This window comes from Streptomyces sp. NPDC086549, assembly GCF_044746205.1.
Lineage (GTDB): Bacteria > Actinomycetota > Actinomycetes > Streptomycetales > Streptomycetaceae > Streptomyces.
This window is the reverse complement of the sequence record NZ_JBIVBS010000003.1, coordinates 14,514-30,491: the sequence shown is the minus strand read 5'-3', so window position 1 is coordinate 30,491 and position 15,978 is coordinate 14,514. Positions and strand designations below refer to the sequence as shown.

General features: G+C 70.6%; 14 protein-coding genes and 2 pseudogenes. 8 read left to right on the top strand and 8 right to left on the bottom strand.

The features are described from left to right. Positions 1 to 220 precede the first annotated feature (220 nt). Positions 221 to 2,326, top strand: a complete 2,106-nt coding sequence (locus ACIPSA_RS11100) for an autotransporter (protein WP_402631860.1) — start codon at positions 221 to 223, stop codon at positions 2,324 to 2,326. A gap of 11 nt (positions 2,327 to 2,337) precedes the next feature. On the opposite strand, the gene ACIPSA_RS11095 is transcribed toward ACIPSA_RS11100, so the two are convergent. Then, the gene (locus ACIPSA_RS11095; RefSeq protein WP_402631857.1) at positions 2,338 to 3,726 is read right to left on the bottom strand and encodes an amino acid permease; all 1,389 of its coding nucleotides are present in this window, start codon (positions 3,724 to 3,726) and stop codon (positions 2,338 to 2,340) included. Positions 3,727 to 3,883: 157 nt separating this feature from the next. Between ACIPSA_RS11095 and mmuM the strand changes: the two genes are divergently transcribed. Continuing rightward, the gene (gene mmuM / locus ACIPSA_RS11090; protein ID WP_402631854.1) at positions 3,884 to 4,831 is read left to right on the top strand and encodes a homocysteine S-methyltransferase; all 948 of its coding nucleotides are present in this window, start codon (positions 3,884 to 3,886) and stop codon (positions 4,829 to 4,831) included. Positions 4,832 to 4,990: 159 nt separating this feature from the next. On the opposite strand, the gene ACIPSA_RS11085 is transcribed toward mmuM, so the two are convergent. After that, complete coding sequence (locus ACIPSA_RS11085) at positions 4,991 to 6,562, bottom strand: carboxylesterase/lipase family protein (RefSeq protein WP_402631851.1); 1,572 nt, start codon at positions 6,560 to 6,562, stop codon at positions 4,991 to 4,993. Between the two features lie 387 nt (positions 6,563 to 6,949). Here ACIPSA_RS11085 and ACIPSA_RS11080 point away from each other — a divergent pair, with 387 nt between their 5' ends. Beyond that, on the top strand, positions 6,950 to 8,017 hold the full coding sequence (locus tag ACIPSA_RS11080; protein WP_402631849.1) for a LacI family DNA-binding transcriptional regulator: 1,068 nt from the start codon (positions 6,950 to 6,952) through the stop codon (positions 8,015 to 8,017). A 100-nt stretch (positions 8,018 to 8,117) separates the two neighbouring features. Here ACIPSA_RS11080 and ACIPSA_RS11075 read toward each other — a convergent pair whose 3' ends face one another. The 3 genes and pseudogenes from ACIPSA_RS11075 to ACIPSA_RS11065 form a co-directional block, all read right to left on the bottom strand. After that, positions 8,118 to 8,378, bottom strand: coding sequence for a hypothetical protein (locus tag ACIPSA_RS11075; protein ID WP_402631846.1), 261 nt, complete (start codon positions 8,376 to 8,378; stop codon positions 8,118 to 8,120). After that, the gene (locus ACIPSA_RS11070; RefSeq protein WP_402631843.1) at positions 8,375 to 9,241 is read right to left on the bottom strand and encodes an oxaloacetate decarboxylase; all 867 of its coding nucleotides are present in this window, start codon (positions 9,239 to 9,241) and stop codon (positions 8,375 to 8,377) included. The genes ACIPSA_RS11075 and ACIPSA_RS11070 overlap by 4 nt, the downstream gene beginning before the upstream one ends. 122 nt (positions 9,242 to 9,363) lie before the next feature. After that, positions 9,364 to 9,594: pseudogene (locus ACIPSA_RS11065) on the bottom strand (ThuA domain-containing protein); the annotation flags it as partial. A 154-nt stretch (positions 9,595 to 9,748) separates the two neighbouring features. Here ACIPSA_RS11065 and ACIPSA_RS11060 point away from each other — a divergent pair. The 4 genes from ACIPSA_RS11060 (at position 9,749) to ACIPSA_RS11045 (ending at position 12,720) form a co-directional block, all read left to right on the top strand. After that, positions 9,749 to 10,888 carry a tyrosine-type recombinase/integrase gene (locus ACIPSA_RS11060; RefSeq protein WP_402631841.1) on the top strand — a complete coding sequence of 380 codons (1,140 nt, stop codon included), beginning with the start codon at positions 9,749 to 9,751 and terminating at the stop codon, positions 10,886 to 10,888. 59 nt (positions 10,889 to 10,947) lie between these two features. Next, the gene (locus tag ACIPSA_RS11055; protein ID WP_402631838.1) at positions 10,948 to 12,126 is read left to right on the top strand and encodes a hypothetical protein; all 1,179 of its coding nucleotides are present in this window, start codon (positions 10,948 to 10,950) and stop codon (positions 12,124 to 12,126) included. A 47-nt stretch (positions 12,127 to 12,173) separates the two neighbouring features. After that, positions 12,174 to 12,389: a hypothetical protein gene (locus ACIPSA_RS11050; protein WP_402631835.1), complete on the top strand. Its 216-nt coding sequence runs from the start codon at positions 12,174 to 12,176 to the stop codon at positions 12,387 to 12,389. Positions 12,390 to 12,525: 136 nt separating this feature from the next. After that, entirely contained in the window at positions 12,526 to 12,720 is a 195-nt protein-coding gene (locus ACIPSA_RS11045; RefSeq protein WP_402631832.1) for a hypothetical protein, read from the top strand. Between the two features lie 122 nt (positions 12,721 to 12,842). Here the strand turns inward: ACIPSA_RS11045 and ACIPSA_RS11040 are convergent, their stop codons facing one another. The 3 genes and pseudogenes from ACIPSA_RS11040 to ACIPSA_RS11030 form a co-directional block, all read right to left on the bottom strand. Beyond that, a complete protein-coding gene (locus ACIPSA_RS11040; protein ID WP_402633715.1) occupies positions 12,843 to 13,598 on the bottom strand; it encodes a class I SAM-dependent methyltransferase in 756 nt (251 codons plus the stop codon). A 569-nt stretch (positions 13,599 to 14,167) separates the two neighbouring features. After that, positions 14,168 to 14,593 (bottom strand): annotated as a pseudogene (locus ACIPSA_RS11035) (ThuA domain-containing protein); the annotation flags it as partial. Positions 14,594 to 14,644: 51 nt separating this feature from the next. Then, entirely contained in the window at positions 14,645 to 15,214 is a 570-nt protein-coding gene (locus ACIPSA_RS11030) for a membrane lipoprotein (protein WP_402631829.1), read from the bottom strand. Between the two features lie 107 nt (positions 15,215 to 15,321). On the opposite strand from ACIPSA_RS11030, the gene ACIPSA_RS11025 reads away from it, so the two are divergent. Beyond that, the gene (locus ACIPSA_RS11025; RefSeq protein WP_402631826.1) at positions 15,322 to 15,954 is read left to right on the top strand and encodes a VOC family protein; all 633 of its coding nucleotides are present in this window, start codon (positions 15,322 to 15,324) and stop codon (positions 15,952 to 15,954) included. The last annotated feature ends 24 nt before the right edge of the window (positions 15,955 to 15,978 follow it).

Below are 15,978 nucleotides of genomic sequence, written 5' to 3'. Positions count from 1 at the left end.
CACACGCTCCTTCACCGGATGGTTCGGGGTGTTCGGGGTGGCTCGGGGTGGCTCGGGGTGGCTCGGGCGTTCGGGATTTCGAACCTCAGTTGTCATGACGAACGCGCAAAAGGTAAGGGTGTGTTACGGGGAGGTCAACGGGTCTGACGAGACTGGGGAAAGCCCTTTCTCGACGGGGCGTTTTTTTGTTATCCGGGTCGCCCCGGCCCGTCTCCGATGCGTGCGCAGCCAACTCCACACCACGACAGCCGCGTTCGGCGCCCTCGCGGCGGTCGCCGCCCTGCTGGCCACCGCTCCCCCGGCGGCGGCCGCCGGCATCCGGGACGTCACCGCCGACGTGCTCGCGAACCGGGACGTGTCGCTCACCGGCGACTCGGTGGTCACCGTGCCGTCCGGGACGACCACGTACGACGGCGTCTTCCGCGGCCGGGGCACGCTCACCGTGCGCGGCGGCGGCACGCTGGTGCTCACCAGGGACAGCGACTTCACGCTGCCGGAGTCCCGGCAGCGGCAGGTGGTGCGCACGCAGGGCGGCAGTCACCCGTACACCACCGTGAGCAACCCCGACCCGCCCGCGATCACGGTCGAGCGCGGCACGACCCTGCAGTACGGCACGGGCGGCGGCACCGGCCTGATCGGCCATTTCCCCTACGACACCCCCGGCTACCGGCTGAACCAGCTCAACATCCGGGTCGACGGCACCCTCCGCCTCTCCCTCACCCGCACCTTCAACATCGGCACCATCAGCGGCTCGGGCCTGGTCACGCAGCCGCGCAACATGTGGGGCACCCTCGACCTCGCCGGGACCCACCCCTTCTCCGGGGTCATCGACAACGGCACCGGGATGGCCGTGGGCCGCCCCGAGTACCCCGTGGCGCTGCCCAACGCCCGCGCCATCCTCAACCAGGGCTCGTGGATCATCGACACCCCGCTGTACCAGACGATCACCCTGCGGCAGGACTTCTACCAGCGCGCGTACGGCAGCGACGTCAACGTCCACACACGGCCGGGCGGCAAGGTCGTGCTCACCGGGCAGTACGGCTACAGCGACCGGGGCGGCGACACCGACCCCTCACTGAGCGACCCGGACCTCAACTGGCGGGCCGTCCCGCACCAGTTGAACAAGCGCGGGACCAACATCGAGGGTGCCGACGTGCGGTGGGGCGACGGGACCACGCACCGGATCTTCATGCCGGGTACGCGGGATACCGTGTACATCAACCTGCATACGGCGAGCGGTCGACGGTCCCGCCTCACCTTCGACTACAACGGCCCGGTCACCCTGGGCGCCCCCATCGGCGGTGGCAGGTACCACGACACGCTGGCCGCGCCCGGCGCCGGGGACATCGTGATCGCGGGGACCCGCGGGAACGACGTGACCTTCGCGGCCGCGCAGTACTACGACGGCTCGACGACCATCGGGAAGGGCGCCGTGCTGCGGCTGGGGTCCGGCGCGAAGGGCGGCGACGGTTCCCTGCTGACGGGGACCGCGCGGCGCCGGATCGTGAACGACGGAACCCTGTTCCTGCGGAACACGACGACTCCCGTGAGACTGACCCACGTCGGCGGGAGCGGCGCCCTGGTGCAGTCGGGTGCCGCCACGACCACGCTCACGGGCGGCGCGGTGGCGTACACCGGGACGACGACCGTCGCGAAGGGCACACTCGCCCTGCGCTCGGGGGCCGCGCTCGCCCACAGCAAGGCGATCCGGCTCACGTCGGCGGGCGCACGACTCGACGCGGGCGCCTCGGGGCTGCGGGTGGCCACCACGCTCACCGGCAAGGGCACGGTGCGGGGTTCGGTGACGAACGACGGCCTGGTGGCGGGCGGGCTGACGGTGACCGGGGACTACACCCAGCACGCGAAGGGGGAACTGGTCCTGCGGGGCAAGCCGTTGAAGGTGGCGGGCGCGGTCCGGCTGGCCGGGTCCTTCGACATGTCCGCCGCCGGAACCGGTCCCGCTCGCGAGATCACCGTCGTCGACCACACGGGCCGCTCCCGGACGACCGGCGCCTTCGACGGCCTGCGCGAGGGCGCCCGCTTGAAGCTCGCGGACACCGCCTACCGGATCAGCTACCGGGGCGGCGACGGCAACGACGTCGTCCTCACCCCCACCGGCGGCCACAGCCCTTCGCCGAGTACACACCCCGGTGCCGCGTCCGCCCGCCCGGAGGCGGTGGACACCCGCAGCGCGAACACCGCGGCCGACGGCTTCGGCTGGTGGCCGTACGCCCTCGCGGCCGGACTCCTGGGCGGACTGGCGTTCCCGGCGGGCCTGCGCGCCCGGCGCAGGGGGCGACGGAGGGCCGGGCGGCACGCGGCGTAGGGGGCCCGGGGTCAGACCGCGGCCTCCTCCGGCTCCGCCGTCCGACGGCGGCCGCGCATCCACACGTACAGCGGGATGCCCGCGAAGAGGAACAGTACGCCCTGGTAGACGGCCGCGTAGCCGGCGCCCGCGATCAGCCAGAAGGAGAAGGCGAAGGAGAGGGCGGCGACGATCAGGTCGCGGGCGAGGCCGGCCGGGCGGACCTGCTCACGGGTGCCCTTCGCCAGCCAGTACAGCTGGGCGGCTGCCGAGAGCAGGTAGGGGACGCAGCCGGTGAACGTCGTGATCAGGACCAGGACGCGGAAGGTGGTGTCCGGTCCCGCCGTGTAGTTGAGGGCGATCAGGGCCGTGCCGAGGACCGCGCAGGCCCAGACGCCGAAGCCGGGCACCCCGCCCTTGCCGACCTTGGCGAAGGGCGCCGGGAAGAGTCCGTCACGGGCGGCGGCGTACGGCATCTGCGCGGCCATCAGGATCCAGCCGTTGAGGCAGCCGGTGATCGAGGCGACGGCGACCAGGGCCATCGCTGTGCCACCCCAGTGGCCGCCGGTGATCGCGTTCACGGCGTCGGCGAAGGGCGCGCCGGAGTCGGCCAGTTCGTCGTGCGGGACCAGGCCGAAGACGGCGACCGTGCCGAGGATGTAGACGAGGGCGGAGCCGAGCGTGCCGAGGACACTGGCCCGGCCGACCGTTCGCTCCGGGTCGTCCACCTCGCCCGCGCTGACCGCGGCCGACTCGACGCCGAGGAAGCTGTACAGGAGCAGCGCGGCGGAGGCGGCGAGGGCGCCGGGGACGCTGTCGCCGGAGGCGTTGAAGGGGCCGAAGTTGTCGGTGTCGACGAAGAACAGGCCGATGGTGGCGACCAGCAGGAGGGGGACGAACTTCAGGATCGTGGAGACGATCTGCACGGCGCCGACCCAGCGGGTGCCGGCGAAGTTCGCGGCGGCGGGGAGCCACAGGGCGGCGAGGGCGACGAGGGCCTCGGCGAGGTGGTTGCCGTGCAGGGGTATCAGGACGTCGACGTAGCCGACGACGGCGACCGCGAGGGCGGCGATGCTGACCCAGCACATCGTCCAGTACGACCAGGCCGACAGAAAGCCCGCGAACGGGCCGAAGGCGTCGCGCGGGTAGACGTACAGGCCGCCGGTGACCGGGCTGCGCCGGGCGAGTCTGCCGAAGAGCAGGGCGAGCAGCACCGCGGCGACGGACAGGACGACGAAGGCGAGGAGGCTGACCGTGCCGTACGGGGCGACGGTGGCGGGCAGCACGAAGATGCCGCCGCCGATGATGTTGCCCATGACGAGGGCGGTGGCGGCGGCCAGGCCGAAGGTGCGGCGGGCGGGGGCGGGCTCGGTGGCAGGCCGGGTGGGCTCGGCGGCCTCGGCGGGGCTGGGGGCAGTCATGTGCGGTTCCGGGTGTGCGGGGGCACGCGCGGTGGGGGCGGCGTACGGCGGGGGCGGGGAGTCGGGTGATCGTATACCGGGAGTCCACATGGTGGGCGTTCCGTTCATCAGTTGGACACAATCGGGGGCGCACGGCCCGATCGACTAGCGTCGTGACATGAACAGCAACACCCCCGATGTCTCCCCCTCCCCCGCAGAAGCCCTCGCCGAAGCCCTCGCCGCGGGGACGGTCGTGCTCGACGGCGGCATGTCCAACCAGCTGGAGTCCGCCGGGCACGATCTGAGCGACGAGCTGTGGTCGGCGCGGCTGCTTGCCGAGCGGCCCGAGGCGGTCACCGAGGCGCACCTCGCCTACTTCACGGCGGGTGCGAACGTGGCGATCACCGCCAGCTACCAGGCCACGTTCGAGGGGTTCGCCAAACGTGGGATCGACCGTGCGGAGGCGGCCCGGCTGCTCACGCTGAGCGTGGAGCTGGCCCGGGAGGCGGCGCGGCGGGCCCATGGCGAGGGGATCGTGCGCCCGCTGTGGGTGGCCGCCTCGGTCGGCCCGTACGGCGCGATGCTCGCGGACGGCTCGGAGTACCGGGGCCGGTACGGGCTGGGGGTCGACGAGCTGGAGCGCTTCCACCGCCCCCGTCTGGAAGTGCTGGCGGCGGCCGCTCCCGACGTCCTGGCGCTGGAGACGATCCCGGACACCGACGAGGCGACGGCGCTGCTGCGGGCGGTGCGCGGACTCGGTGTGCCGACCTGGCTTTCGTATACCGTCGACGGGGACCGGACTCGCGCCGGCCAGCCCTTGGAGGAGGCGTTCGCGCCGGCCGCCGACGCGGACGAGGTCATCGCGGTCGGTGTCAACTGCTGCGCCCCCGAGGACGTGGAGCGGGCGGTGGAGACCGCGGCGCGGGTGACCGGCAAGCCGGTCGTCGTCTATCCCAACAGCGGCGAGGCCTGGGACGCCGAGGCCCGTGCCTGGGCCGGCCGCTCCAGTTTCACGGCCGAGCAGGTCAAGACGTGGCGGGACGCGGGCGCCCGGCTGATCGGAGGCTGCTGCCGGGTGGGTCCGGAGGCGATCACGTCGATCGCGCGGACGCTGGGCGCGGCCTGAGCGGTCGGCTCCGCCGGCGGTCGGCGGCATCCCTCGCCGTCGATGCTTGTGTCATCGGTGCTTGTGTCGGTCGGGCGACTGCCGACTGCCGACTGTATGCGACTGGTCGCGTGTATACGGCCGGTCGGCCCGCGCGGTGAAGCCGGGCAACGGCACTGTTCAGTGTCTGCGTGCGCCGACCGAGCGGCGCAGACGACGTACCGCGGCCGCCATTTCCGCACGGCGCGCGGGCATGCCGTCGACCACGGCCGGCTCCGGTGCGGCGGTGGCGTCCGCCGCCCACAGAGCGAATTCAGGATCTCGTGGACCGTATGCGATATGCGGTCGACCGTCGCCCAGGATCTGTACCGGGTGGGCGGGATCCCATGGCTCCCAGCCGGGGTCCCCGGTGGCGACGAAGCGCACCCAGGCCGCGTGCATGGTGTCGCACAGCTCCTTGGGGGCGCCTTCGCCGGCGAGCTTCGCGGAGTCCGGGACGTCGCCGGTGTCGAAGACGAAGCCGAGTTCCAGTGCGTGGCAGGCGCGGAGGCCGGGGAGGTTGGAGGGCCAGGCGAACTCGTAGACGTAGGAGGATCCGGGGCGGGCGTCGGCCAGACGGTGCAGCGGGATGCGCAGGAGGTGGTCGGTGACCATCTGGCCGACGATTTCGGAGGTGGCGGCCTCGGGGAGCAGGGCGCGGTAGCCGCGCGGTACCTCGTGGCCGCAGTGGCAGCGGGCCATGGCTCCGGCGATCGCGACCGGGCCGAGCCGGTCGACGTGGTCCACGAGTCCTCCCGGCACCAGCCACAGCCGGTACTCGTCGCGGGTCCAGCCCATGAGCAGGTCGATGCCCCTGGCGGCCTCGCCCTCGATCAGGGCTTCCAGCGGTTCGCGCGGGACGAGGTCGCCGTCGACGACGATCCCGAAGGCGGGACCGCCCAGGACCGGGCTGCTCAGCCGCCCCACCTCGGCCTGGGTGCGCAGGAGCAGGTCGCGGTCGACGGCGGCGAAGGCCTCGGCGGTGGCGGGGATCCTGAGCCGGGACGCCATGCGGCGCGCCATCCGCCGTACCTTGTCGCGCTCAGAGGCCTCCGGCGCTCCGCTCTGCAGGATGGCGCGGCGGAACAGGCCCTGGGCGCGCGGTGCGGCGATCAGGGCGCCGATGCTGATCGCGCCGGCCGACTGCCCGGCCAGGGTGATCCGGTCGGGGTCGCCGCCGAAGGCCGCGATCGACTCGTGCACCCATTCGAGCGCGGCCAGTTGGTCGCGTAGTCCGGGGTTGGGGGGTGCGTCCGGGAACAGGCCGTAGCCTTCGACGCCGAGCCGGTAGTTGACCGAGACGAGGATGACGCCGTCGCGGGCGAAGCCGTGCCCGCCGTACACGGGTACGGCCGAGGAGCCCCTGGTCAGGGCGCCGCCGTGCAGCCACACCAGAACCGGGAGCCGGGCGGCGGGGCCCGGCTCGGGGGTCCAGATGTTCAGGTTGAGGCAGTCGTCGCCGGCCACGACGGGGTCGGAGAGGTAGTGGGCGAACGCCTCGGAGTACGGGGGTTTCGGCGCGGTCGGCCCGAACGCGCCCGCGTCGCGCACACCGTCCCAGGGCTCGTGCGGCTCGGGCGGGCGGAACCGGCGGGGTCCGAAGGGCGGGGCGGCGTACGGGATGCCGCGGAACACCGCGACCCCGCGCTCGTATCTGCCGCGTACCGCCCCGTACGGCGTCCTGACCACGGGGTCCGCCTGGTCTGCCGTCATCCGCCCACCAGCTCCTCCCGCGCTCGTGCTCGCGCACCGGTGAATCGCTCGCGCACCGGTGCATACAGAGCATCACATCGGCTGCCGGTATTCCGGCGCACGGGGCGGCCGGGCGGCCGTTCGAGTGACGGCGTGCCGGTGCGGGGCGGCGGCCGGTGCGGGGCCAATGGCCGCGTTGATCACTTTGGCAGGCCAATGGATCCCGCTGTTCGAAGTTTCGAAAGTCGCAGCGCCCATGATCCCGTGAATTCCCGTGTCTTCACGCAGAGTTGGGAACACATCTATCGTAGGAAGCGCTTTCTGTACGGTCTTCGGGCCGGCCGCGGAAGCAACGTTGGTCGCAACTTTCGATGGCCCTCGGGCGGGCCGGAGAGGCGGGGTTCGGCGATGGTCCGTGCGGGGAGTGCGAGCGCGGTGGCGACGACGGGTCCGACGCTGGCCGTGGTGGCCCGCGAGGCCGGGGTGTCGGTGCCGACGGCGTCGAAGGTGGTCAACGGCCGGGAGGACGTGGCGCCCGAAACGCGCCGCCGGGTCACCGAGGCGCTGGACCGGCTGGGTTACGTGCGCAGACCCCGTTTCGACGCGGCCAAGGCGCCGGGTCTGGTCGACGTCGTCGTGCAGTCGCTGGACAGCTCCTGGTCGGGCGCGGTGCTGCACGGGGTGGCGGAGGCGGCGCACGAGTCGGGACTGGAGGTGGTGGTCTCGGCCGGGCTGACCCGGCCTCTGGCGGGCCGCCCGGAGCGCGGCTGGCTGGACAAGCTGACGGCGCGCGGCTCGTCGGGGGTGCTGTTCAACCTGGCCGAGTTGTCGCCGGCGCAGTATGCCTGGCTCGACCACCACCGCATCCCGTACGTGCTGATCGACCCGGCGCACGAGCCGCCGCCGGGTGTGGTGTCGGTCGGGGCGGCGAACTGGCAGGGCGGGGTGATCGCGACCGAGCACCTGCTGGCGTTGGGTCACGAGCGTGTGGCCGTGATCGCCGGGCACCGGCGCTGGATGTGCAGTGGCGCCCGGGTGGCCGGCTACCGCTCCGCGCTCGCCTCGGCCGGGGTGCGGCAGCGGCCCGAGTACGTGCGGTACGCGGGCTTCGCCGAGACCACCGCCCGCCTGCGCATGCTGGAGCTGCTGGACCTGCCCGAGCCGCCGACGGCGGTGTTCGTCTGTTCGGACCGGATGGCGCTCGGGGTGTACGCGGCGCTGGCCGAGCGGGGGCTGCGGGTGCCGGACGACATCAGCGTGGTCGGTTTCGACGACCTGCCCGAGGCCCGCTGGGTCGCCCCGGCGCTGACCACGGTCCGTCAGCCGCTGTCGGAGATGGCGGCGACGGCCCTGCGCCTGCTGGTGCGGATGATGCAGGGCGAGCGCCCGGAGGGAACGCGTACGGAGCTGTCGACCCGGCTGGTGCGGCGGGCGAGCACGGCGGTACGGCCCACCCGGACGAACGCGGCGCGGTGACCTCGTAGACCTCGTACATCCAGGCTCGTCAGGGCTGCGGCCGGGCCCTCCCCGCACGGGGCGCCCGGCCGCAGCCTGCTCCTGCTCCTGCTCCTGTTGCTCAGTCCTCCCCGTCCCGGTCGGCCGCGCCGACGAGAGCCTCCATCAGGTCGACGGCGCTCCCGTCATGGTCGCTGCCGGCGGTGCCGCTGCCGGTCTGCAGGTTGGCGGTGCGGTCGACTTCGAGAATCGAGTCGGCCTGTCGGTTGTCGATGACGGTGATGAGGTCTCCGTCGCCCGCGGCCGCCGGAGTGGCGGCGGCTCCGAGGAGCACCGCTGCCACGGCGGTGGCCGTCCGCAACCGGGCCACGGCACGCGTCACGCGCCCATCCCCTCGGGCTCGTCGAGCCGGTCCCGGGCGATGTTCCGCTCCAGGAGGCTCGTGGCCGCCTTGACGCCGACACCGCTCGCCGCGTCGACCTCTGGCAACCGGCCGTCCGCCGCCTTCAGCTCGCCCAGTGCCGAGTCCACCGCCTGGTGGGCGGCGAACAGACACGGAGTGCTGTAGATCGCGACGTCGACGCCGAGTTCGTCCAGTTCGGTCAGCGACAGCCGGGGCGACTTGCCGCCGGCGATCTGGTTGAACAGCAGTGGCTTGTGGCCGACGACCTTCCGGATCCGGCGGATCCAGTCGACGCTGCGCACCCCGTCGACCAGGACCACGTCGGCGTCCGTGGCCGCCAGCCGCTCGGCCCGGTGCAGGATGTCCTTCTCGTCCGTGGCGTCCGTACGGGCCACCACCACCAGGTCCTGACGGGTCGCCAGCACCTTCTCCAGCTTCTCCAGGTACTCCTCCAGCGGCAGTACCTGCTTGCCGTCGGCGTGCCCGCACCGACGCGGCCGCTTCTGGTCCTCCAGGATCACCCCGGAGGCGCCGATCCGCTCCAGCCCCTCGACGACATGACAGGCGACCTCGGGGTCGACGTACCCGTCGTCGATGTCCACCAGCAGGTGGTGGCGCGGGAACGCGCCCCGCAGCCGCTGGACGAACGCCACCATGTCCGGCCAGGCGATGAAGCCGATGTCCGGCAGCCCGTAGTACGAGGCCGCGAAGCCGAAGCCGGAGACGAACATCCCGTCGTAGTGCTTGGCCGCGATGGAGGCCGAGTACATGTCGTACACGCCGATCAGCGGGGTGGTCCCCGGTCCGGCGATCTGCTCGCGCAGCTTCTTCCCGTAAGTCACCGTCTGGCTCCTCCTGTGGATGGCACTTTGCCAGGACAAAAGGATTCCTAGATATCCACGTGACTTTCTCCGTACGCGAGCTTTACTCACTCCGATGGCGTATCCGGTTCACCGGAGAAACGTCACTGATCCCGGCCGAGTCGTGCCGCCCAGGCGATCCCGCCGCGCAGGTGGGCGAGGAACTCGGGGTCGGCGTAGGCCTCCGTGGCGTGGCCCAGGGCCGTGTAGAAGACGCGCCCGGCCCCCTGCTCGCGGCACCAGACCAACGGATGGTCCTCCCCCATGCCGCCTCCGACGTACGACGTCTCGTCCGCACGTACGAGCACGCGCACCGCGTCTCGCGGATTGGTCCGTTCTTTGGGGTTTTGATGGCTGTGGTGTGACATTGCGCCTGTTGCTGTCGTTTGTGGTATTACGGCGGTTCTCCGGGGGTGTGGCTCTTGTAGTGGATCGTTGCGATCGACATACGGAGCATGGGAACAAATGTACGGAACATTTCCTGTCTTGATGCCGTCGGGGACCCGGTACTGGACCGTGGTGGACGACGAGCTGGAGGTAGTCCAAGAGGCGGACCGCTTCCTGAGAGAGCTGCGCCTGGCCCGGGGCCGGGCAGAGACGACAACGAAGGCGTACGCCGAGGCGGTGACCTTGTTCCTGCGCTGGTGCGCGGGCACCGGGCGGGACTGGTCGACAGCGGCCCGGGATATGGGGCTGTTCATGGTGTGGCTGCGCTGGGCGCCGGGCGACGGTGGCCACCGCCAGGCCGTGGTCCGGGGGCCGGGCGGAAAGCCGGTCCGCGGGGATACGCGAATCAACAAGGTGCTGACCGCAGTACGGATGTTCCTGCTGCACGCGGTGGTCAACAAGGTCGCCCCAGCCTGGGTCCTTGAGCAGCTCTACGAGCTCGGGGATGACCGTGACCTGCCGGTGGAGGCACGGGGCGAGAGCGGTGGGATGCGGTATCGGCTGCGGGCCCGTCACCGGCTGCAGGAGCCGGAGACGGAAGTGGACCGGGCCAGCGACGAGGAAGTCGTGGCGATGCTGCGGGCCTGTCGGTCGGCCCGGGACAGGTTGATCGTGCTGCTGCTGTCCCGGGTGGGGTTGCGTCCGGGACAGGTCGCGGGGCTGCACCGCTGTGATGTCCACCTGCTGATGGATTCGCGCTCGCTGGGGTGCGATGTCGAGGGGGCCCATCTGCACGTGATCCGGCGGCAGAACGTGAATGGCGCCTGGTCGAAGTCGAGGAAGTCGTGGGTGATGCCGGTGGACTTCCTGGTGGTGCAGGCCGCCGACCAGTACGCGGTGGAGCGTTACGAGATCCTTGGGGAGGGCGGAAGCGACTTCTTGCTGGTCAACCTCTTCCGCCCGCCCTTCGGCTCGCCGGTGACCACCGGCGCGATCGGAGAGCTGTGCGAGTCGCTGTCGGGACGGGCGGGGCTGGGCCGCCGAGTTGGGCCGCGGATGTGCCGGCATGCGATGGCCAGCAACGTCGTGGACGCCGGCGGCACGCTGGATGAGGTTCAGGCCCTGCTGGGCCAGAAGAACCCGGCGTCACCCCGTCCCTACCTGCATCCGGACCGTTCACGCCTGCGCGCGGCCGTTGAGCGTGTGCCCTCGCCCCGGCTGACTGAGGGGGAGGCCCGGTGAACCTGGCACTCGCAACGCCCCGACACGGGGCAGGGGAAGACACGGTCACCGCTGGGCTCATGGGCGCCGTCCAACCGGAGTTCCTGCAGCTGCTCAGCTGGGATCCTCACGTCCGGGTTCTGCTGCTGCCTCGCTCGCACCCGCAGTTCAGCGGTGAGGATTGCCTGGTGGCCGGCTGCGACAAGATGTCCTACTTCGCCCACCAGAAGGGAATGTGCACCGGTTGCACCGAGCGGTGGAAGAAGAGCGACCTGCCCTTCGACGAGTTCGTCACCATCAGACGGTCGGGCCGGATGGTCGGGTACTTCCCATGCCAGGTCGCGCACTGCGAGCGGCCGGGCAGACGCGCGACACTCCTGTGCTCGTCGCATGACTACCAGAGGCGCAAGGTCTACGGGCTCCCGCTGGAAGACTTCCTCGCCCACCCCGAAGTACAGCCGCTGCCCGCCCTGGGGCCCTGCCAGGTCGCTGCCTGTGACCGGCAAGGCGAGACCGGGAGCGGGTACTGCATGCCCCACGCCGACCAATGCCGTGACCTCCGCCAAGCAGGAGCCTTGGAGGACGAGGATCTTTGGCGGCTGACCACCCCGGCCATCGCAGAGTCCCGCAAGGTCAGCCTGCGCGGGCTGCCCGACCGCGTGGTCGCCGAGATCCTCTTCGGCCTCCAGGAACGGATCGCTCAGGGACTCCGGCACAAGGACTACCAGCTGCGCAATCTGTCCACCAACGCCCGTGCCCAGCAAGTCACTTCACTCGACGAGCTCGATTTGGACGTCCTCGCCCGCCATGACAGGACCCTGGCCAGGGGCTTCCTCAAGCACATTCGCCGCTTCGGCCTGAGCCCGGAGACCGAACGCCACAAGGATGTCTGGGACGCGAGCGTCTTCGGCCTCGGTGGCACCTTCTCCTTCACCGGGATCACCCAGCCCTGGCTGAGGGAAGGAGCCAAGGCCTGGGCCCTCGACGACATCCCCCGCCGCCGCGGAAAGAGCGGAAAAACCACCGTCCAACGCACCCTGAAGTCCCTGAGCCGCTTCTCCACGAGCCTGCACCTGAGTCGGGATGACCACGGCGTCGACCTGCCTGTGCTCGGCCGCGTCGACATCACTGCCTTCCTGGGCCGGCTGAGCTTCCTCAACGAACGCGGCGACATCTCCGACTGCACGCAGTACATGACCGTCCGCGACACCAGAGCCGGATCGCGGCCGTCAGCCGGGCCTCGCTGCGGGCAGACCTGACCAACGCGCTGGAACGGAACAGACGGCTGACAGTCCGGGTCCGGCGGTTGGAGAAGCGCCTGTCTGAGAGCCTCGGTGAAACCGCATGGAAGGAATCCGGCCTTGGTGCGTCCGCCGACATCGACCAGCTTCAACGCCGCATCACGCTGCTCGAACAAGACCTGACCGACATAAGGGGCCAACTCGAAGAGCGGACCGAGGAACTTGATGCCGCGCGAGCGGCCAACCGAGAACTGACTCGGGCACTGAACCAGGCCCGCTGACGCCATCTGCGGCCAACCGACGGAATTCGCCGGCCTGCTGAAATACGGCCTCCGGGCAGTGGCAGTCCCGTGAAGGAATGCAGAGGTTCCGGGCTATTCGCGGTACGCCGGCCGCCATCTTCACCCCAACACGGTCATGAAGCGCCTCCGTGACCTCGGGGTCAACCTCCTCGGCGCCCGCAACCGCGCCATCGGCGAGCTCGTGCTCGAGTGCCCACCGTCGCTCGTCGCGGACGCGCTCGGCTACAGCTATCAGGTCGCTTTCCTTCACGCCGACAAGGCCGCCGAACCCTGGGCCCGCTACGCGGGCCGCCGTGTCCACTCGCCGTAATGCAGGCAGCAGGACTGCTCAGCCGCGGCGTTGCGTTGACCGTCTGAACCAGCACCGATTGAGAGGGCTCAAGCGTCCTGCGAGCAACCGCGCGGCCCGGCCACGGGCTGAGAGCCCGGTATCTACATCTTGCTCGCGACCACCTTGTAGTTCTCGGCCTCAAGATCGAACGTGCTCACTTCCGTCCGGAGGCCGACCCGGTGCAGCTCGCCTTCGAGTTCCTCGTACCGGTAGGGCCAGCAGGACAGCAGTTCCGATCGGACGAGAACCGGCCCAGTCGCCTCAACTTGCGCGATCGCAATCTCGATGTGGTGCTCCTCCTCCCAATGCGGCGCAATCTCCCAGCGGTAGACCACGACGGCATCGCGACCGTTCCGGCGGACGAGTCGGTCCCAGATGTCCAGCCGGGAACCTCTGGCCCTCACGAGTTCCCAAGTCCGGGATGTGAGCACCAAGCGCCCTCCCGGGCGCAGAAGCCGTGACATCGACTCCAGAGCAGCACCTCTGCCTGCGGCGCCCGCGGCATGGTGAAGCGAGTTGCCAACGCAGAACACCATGTCGAACGTGTCGTCCTCGAAATGGTCGGGCAACTCTTCCCAGTTCGCCCGCACCGCCCGAACGGATGCCCCGTACTCGTCCGACAACTCTGCAGTCCGACGAACCATCGCTTCGCTGGCGTCAGTTGCGACAACCTGCATGCCGAGACCGGCGAGGCCAACCGCCAACTGTCCGGTCCCGCACGAACAGTCGAGGACGTGTGCGCTCGGCGGCAGGAGACTGAGAACGTCATCGAACGACGCAGCGAACTCGGCGGGAGGCAACTTTGCATCCGAGATGAGCCATTCGTACACCTCGGCAAGCACGTCATATTCCGTCACAACCACTACCTCCGTCACGCAGCAGGCTCACGGCGGAGTCAGTCCATCAGCGGAGCAAGCCGGGGCACCAACGCTTTTCGCAAGGAACCCGTCCGCGCATGCCGCGGAGAGCCCGAGCTGGTCCGCTCGGTCATCGCCGTGTTCGGCGCTTCGGGACTATCAATACGCCCGGACTTGATACGCAGGCTGTCCACTACGAGGGCCGCCACGGTGAAGGTCAGGGCGAGGACCGTTCCGACCGGCCACAGCCTCGGGCTGCGTCGCTCGGCCCGGCGTCGGGGCAGCTGTGCACTCACATTCCCTCAAGACACTCCAGACCTGCGCTCGGTTGCGGTCCTTCACAGGTCCCTAACGGTGAGCACGGTCTGCCATTCCGTCACTCCACGGGCGGCATCTCGTCGGTTCCTGCGGCAGAGCGCCGGCGGATCACTCAGTTGCCATCAGAGACACTCCAACCAGCGATAGCACCACAGCTGTTGCACTAGCTAGAGTTCGACCACGAGTGGCTGAGCTGCACAAACCTGAGGTGCACATCACTACGACAGCCTCACTCCCCCTGAGAAGTCGGGGAAGTCGTACCACTCGTCGGTGAAGTGCCAGACGGCCGGCAGATGCCGGGTGGCGGGGTGACCGCGGTCCTCGACCACGGCCCGGCCCGGCTGGAGATGCGGGTGCCGGGCGAAGCGGGCACCGAGCAGCTCGCCGTAGTACGGCCAGTCGTACTCGGTGCAGGCGGCCGCGTGCACCCCGGCGAACCCGCCGCCCGACTCCACGTATTCGGCGAGCCGCTCCCGCCCGGCCGGGGTCAGCACCTCCCCGCTGGTGGAGAGGAAGACGACGGCCGCGTACGCCTCCAGCGGGGCTTCCAGGGCCGCGGGGTCCTCGGTGGCGTCCACCTCGAAGCCGCCGAGTGCGCGTACGGCGGCGATGGCGGCCGGTATGGAGTCGTGACGGTAGTCGGTGGTGCGGGTGTGGATCAGCAGCCGCGGAGTCATGTGACCGAGTCTCCCCTCCGCCCGGACCGCGTTCCCGATGCCGCCCCGGGCCTAACCGCCCTCCCCCACGCTGTTGTCGGGCGCCCCGTCCCCGTTCGAGGGAAGGTCGCCCCTTTGCAGCGGCTCGGTCGGTGTCGGCGCGGGTGACGGCAGCAGCGCGGCGAGCTCCTCGGCCGAGGGGCGGTGCACGGCACGGGCCGCCTCGCGCAGGACTGTGCGGGAGACCTGCTCGCCGCCGATGTGCACCACTTTCCCCTTCTCGGGTACCACGCACTCCTCCTGCTTGGGGCAGGTGGCGTGGGTCAACGTGCCCCGGTCGACGTAGAGGTGGAGGATGCCGCCGCTCCTCGACCAGTAGGAGACGGAGAAGCCGTCGTCCCCGTTCACGCCGACGGACTGCTGTGCGGGGGCGAAGCCGGATGCCTCGGTGACGTAGACGAGTTCCGGCGCGACGCCCATCGCCCGGACGCGGGAGTCGAGTTCGGCCGTGTCGGGGGTGGCGGACGCGGTTCCCCCGGCTCCGGCGCCCGACTTCTCGGTTCCGCAGCCGGTGAGCAGGGCGGGGAGCAGGCATAACAGTGGCAGGAAGGACAGCGGCAGGACTCGCGCGGTACGGATCACGCACCCATCATTCCGCACAGGCGTTCCCCAGGAAGGCGGCGTTTTGACGGTTTCCATGAGGCATGTCCCTTGAACGTGGGACACCGGCGCCCCTAGCCTCGGCCGGAATGAATGCCATCCCCCCGCTTCTGGACCACCTCGTGCTGGCGACCCCCGATCTCACGGCCACGGTCGCCGAGTTCGCCCGACGGACCGGCGTGACACCGGCCGTCGGCGGTGCCCACCCGGACCTCGGTACCCGCAACTACCTCGTGTCACTGGGCGGCAGCAGTTATCTGGAGATCATCGGCCCCGATCCGGAACAGTCGCCGCCGGAGAGCTTCCGGCCCTTCGGTGTCGACGGGCTCACCGGCGCGCGCACGGTGACCTGGGCGATCAGCCCGCCGGACCTGGACGCGGCGGTCGCGGCCGCGCGTGCCCGTGACTACGACCCCGGCTCGCCGCACCCGATGAGCCGCCGCAGACCCGACGGAACCCTCCTGGAATGGCGCCTGACCGACAGCGACACGGCGCACCCCTCCGGCCTGGTGCCGTTCCTCATCGACTGGGGCTCCTCGGTGCACCCGTCCGCGTCGGGGCTGCCCGTCACGCCCCTGGTGGAAGTCTCGGCCACCGCTCCCGACCCTGGCGAGATCCGTGCGCTGCTGGCCACCCTGGGCACCGAACTCCGCCTCGGCGAGGGGCCGGTGGGCATCTCCTTCACCGTGGAGACACCCAAGGGGCCCGTAACCTTCGGCTAGGCCGCCGAGCACACCGGCCGTTGC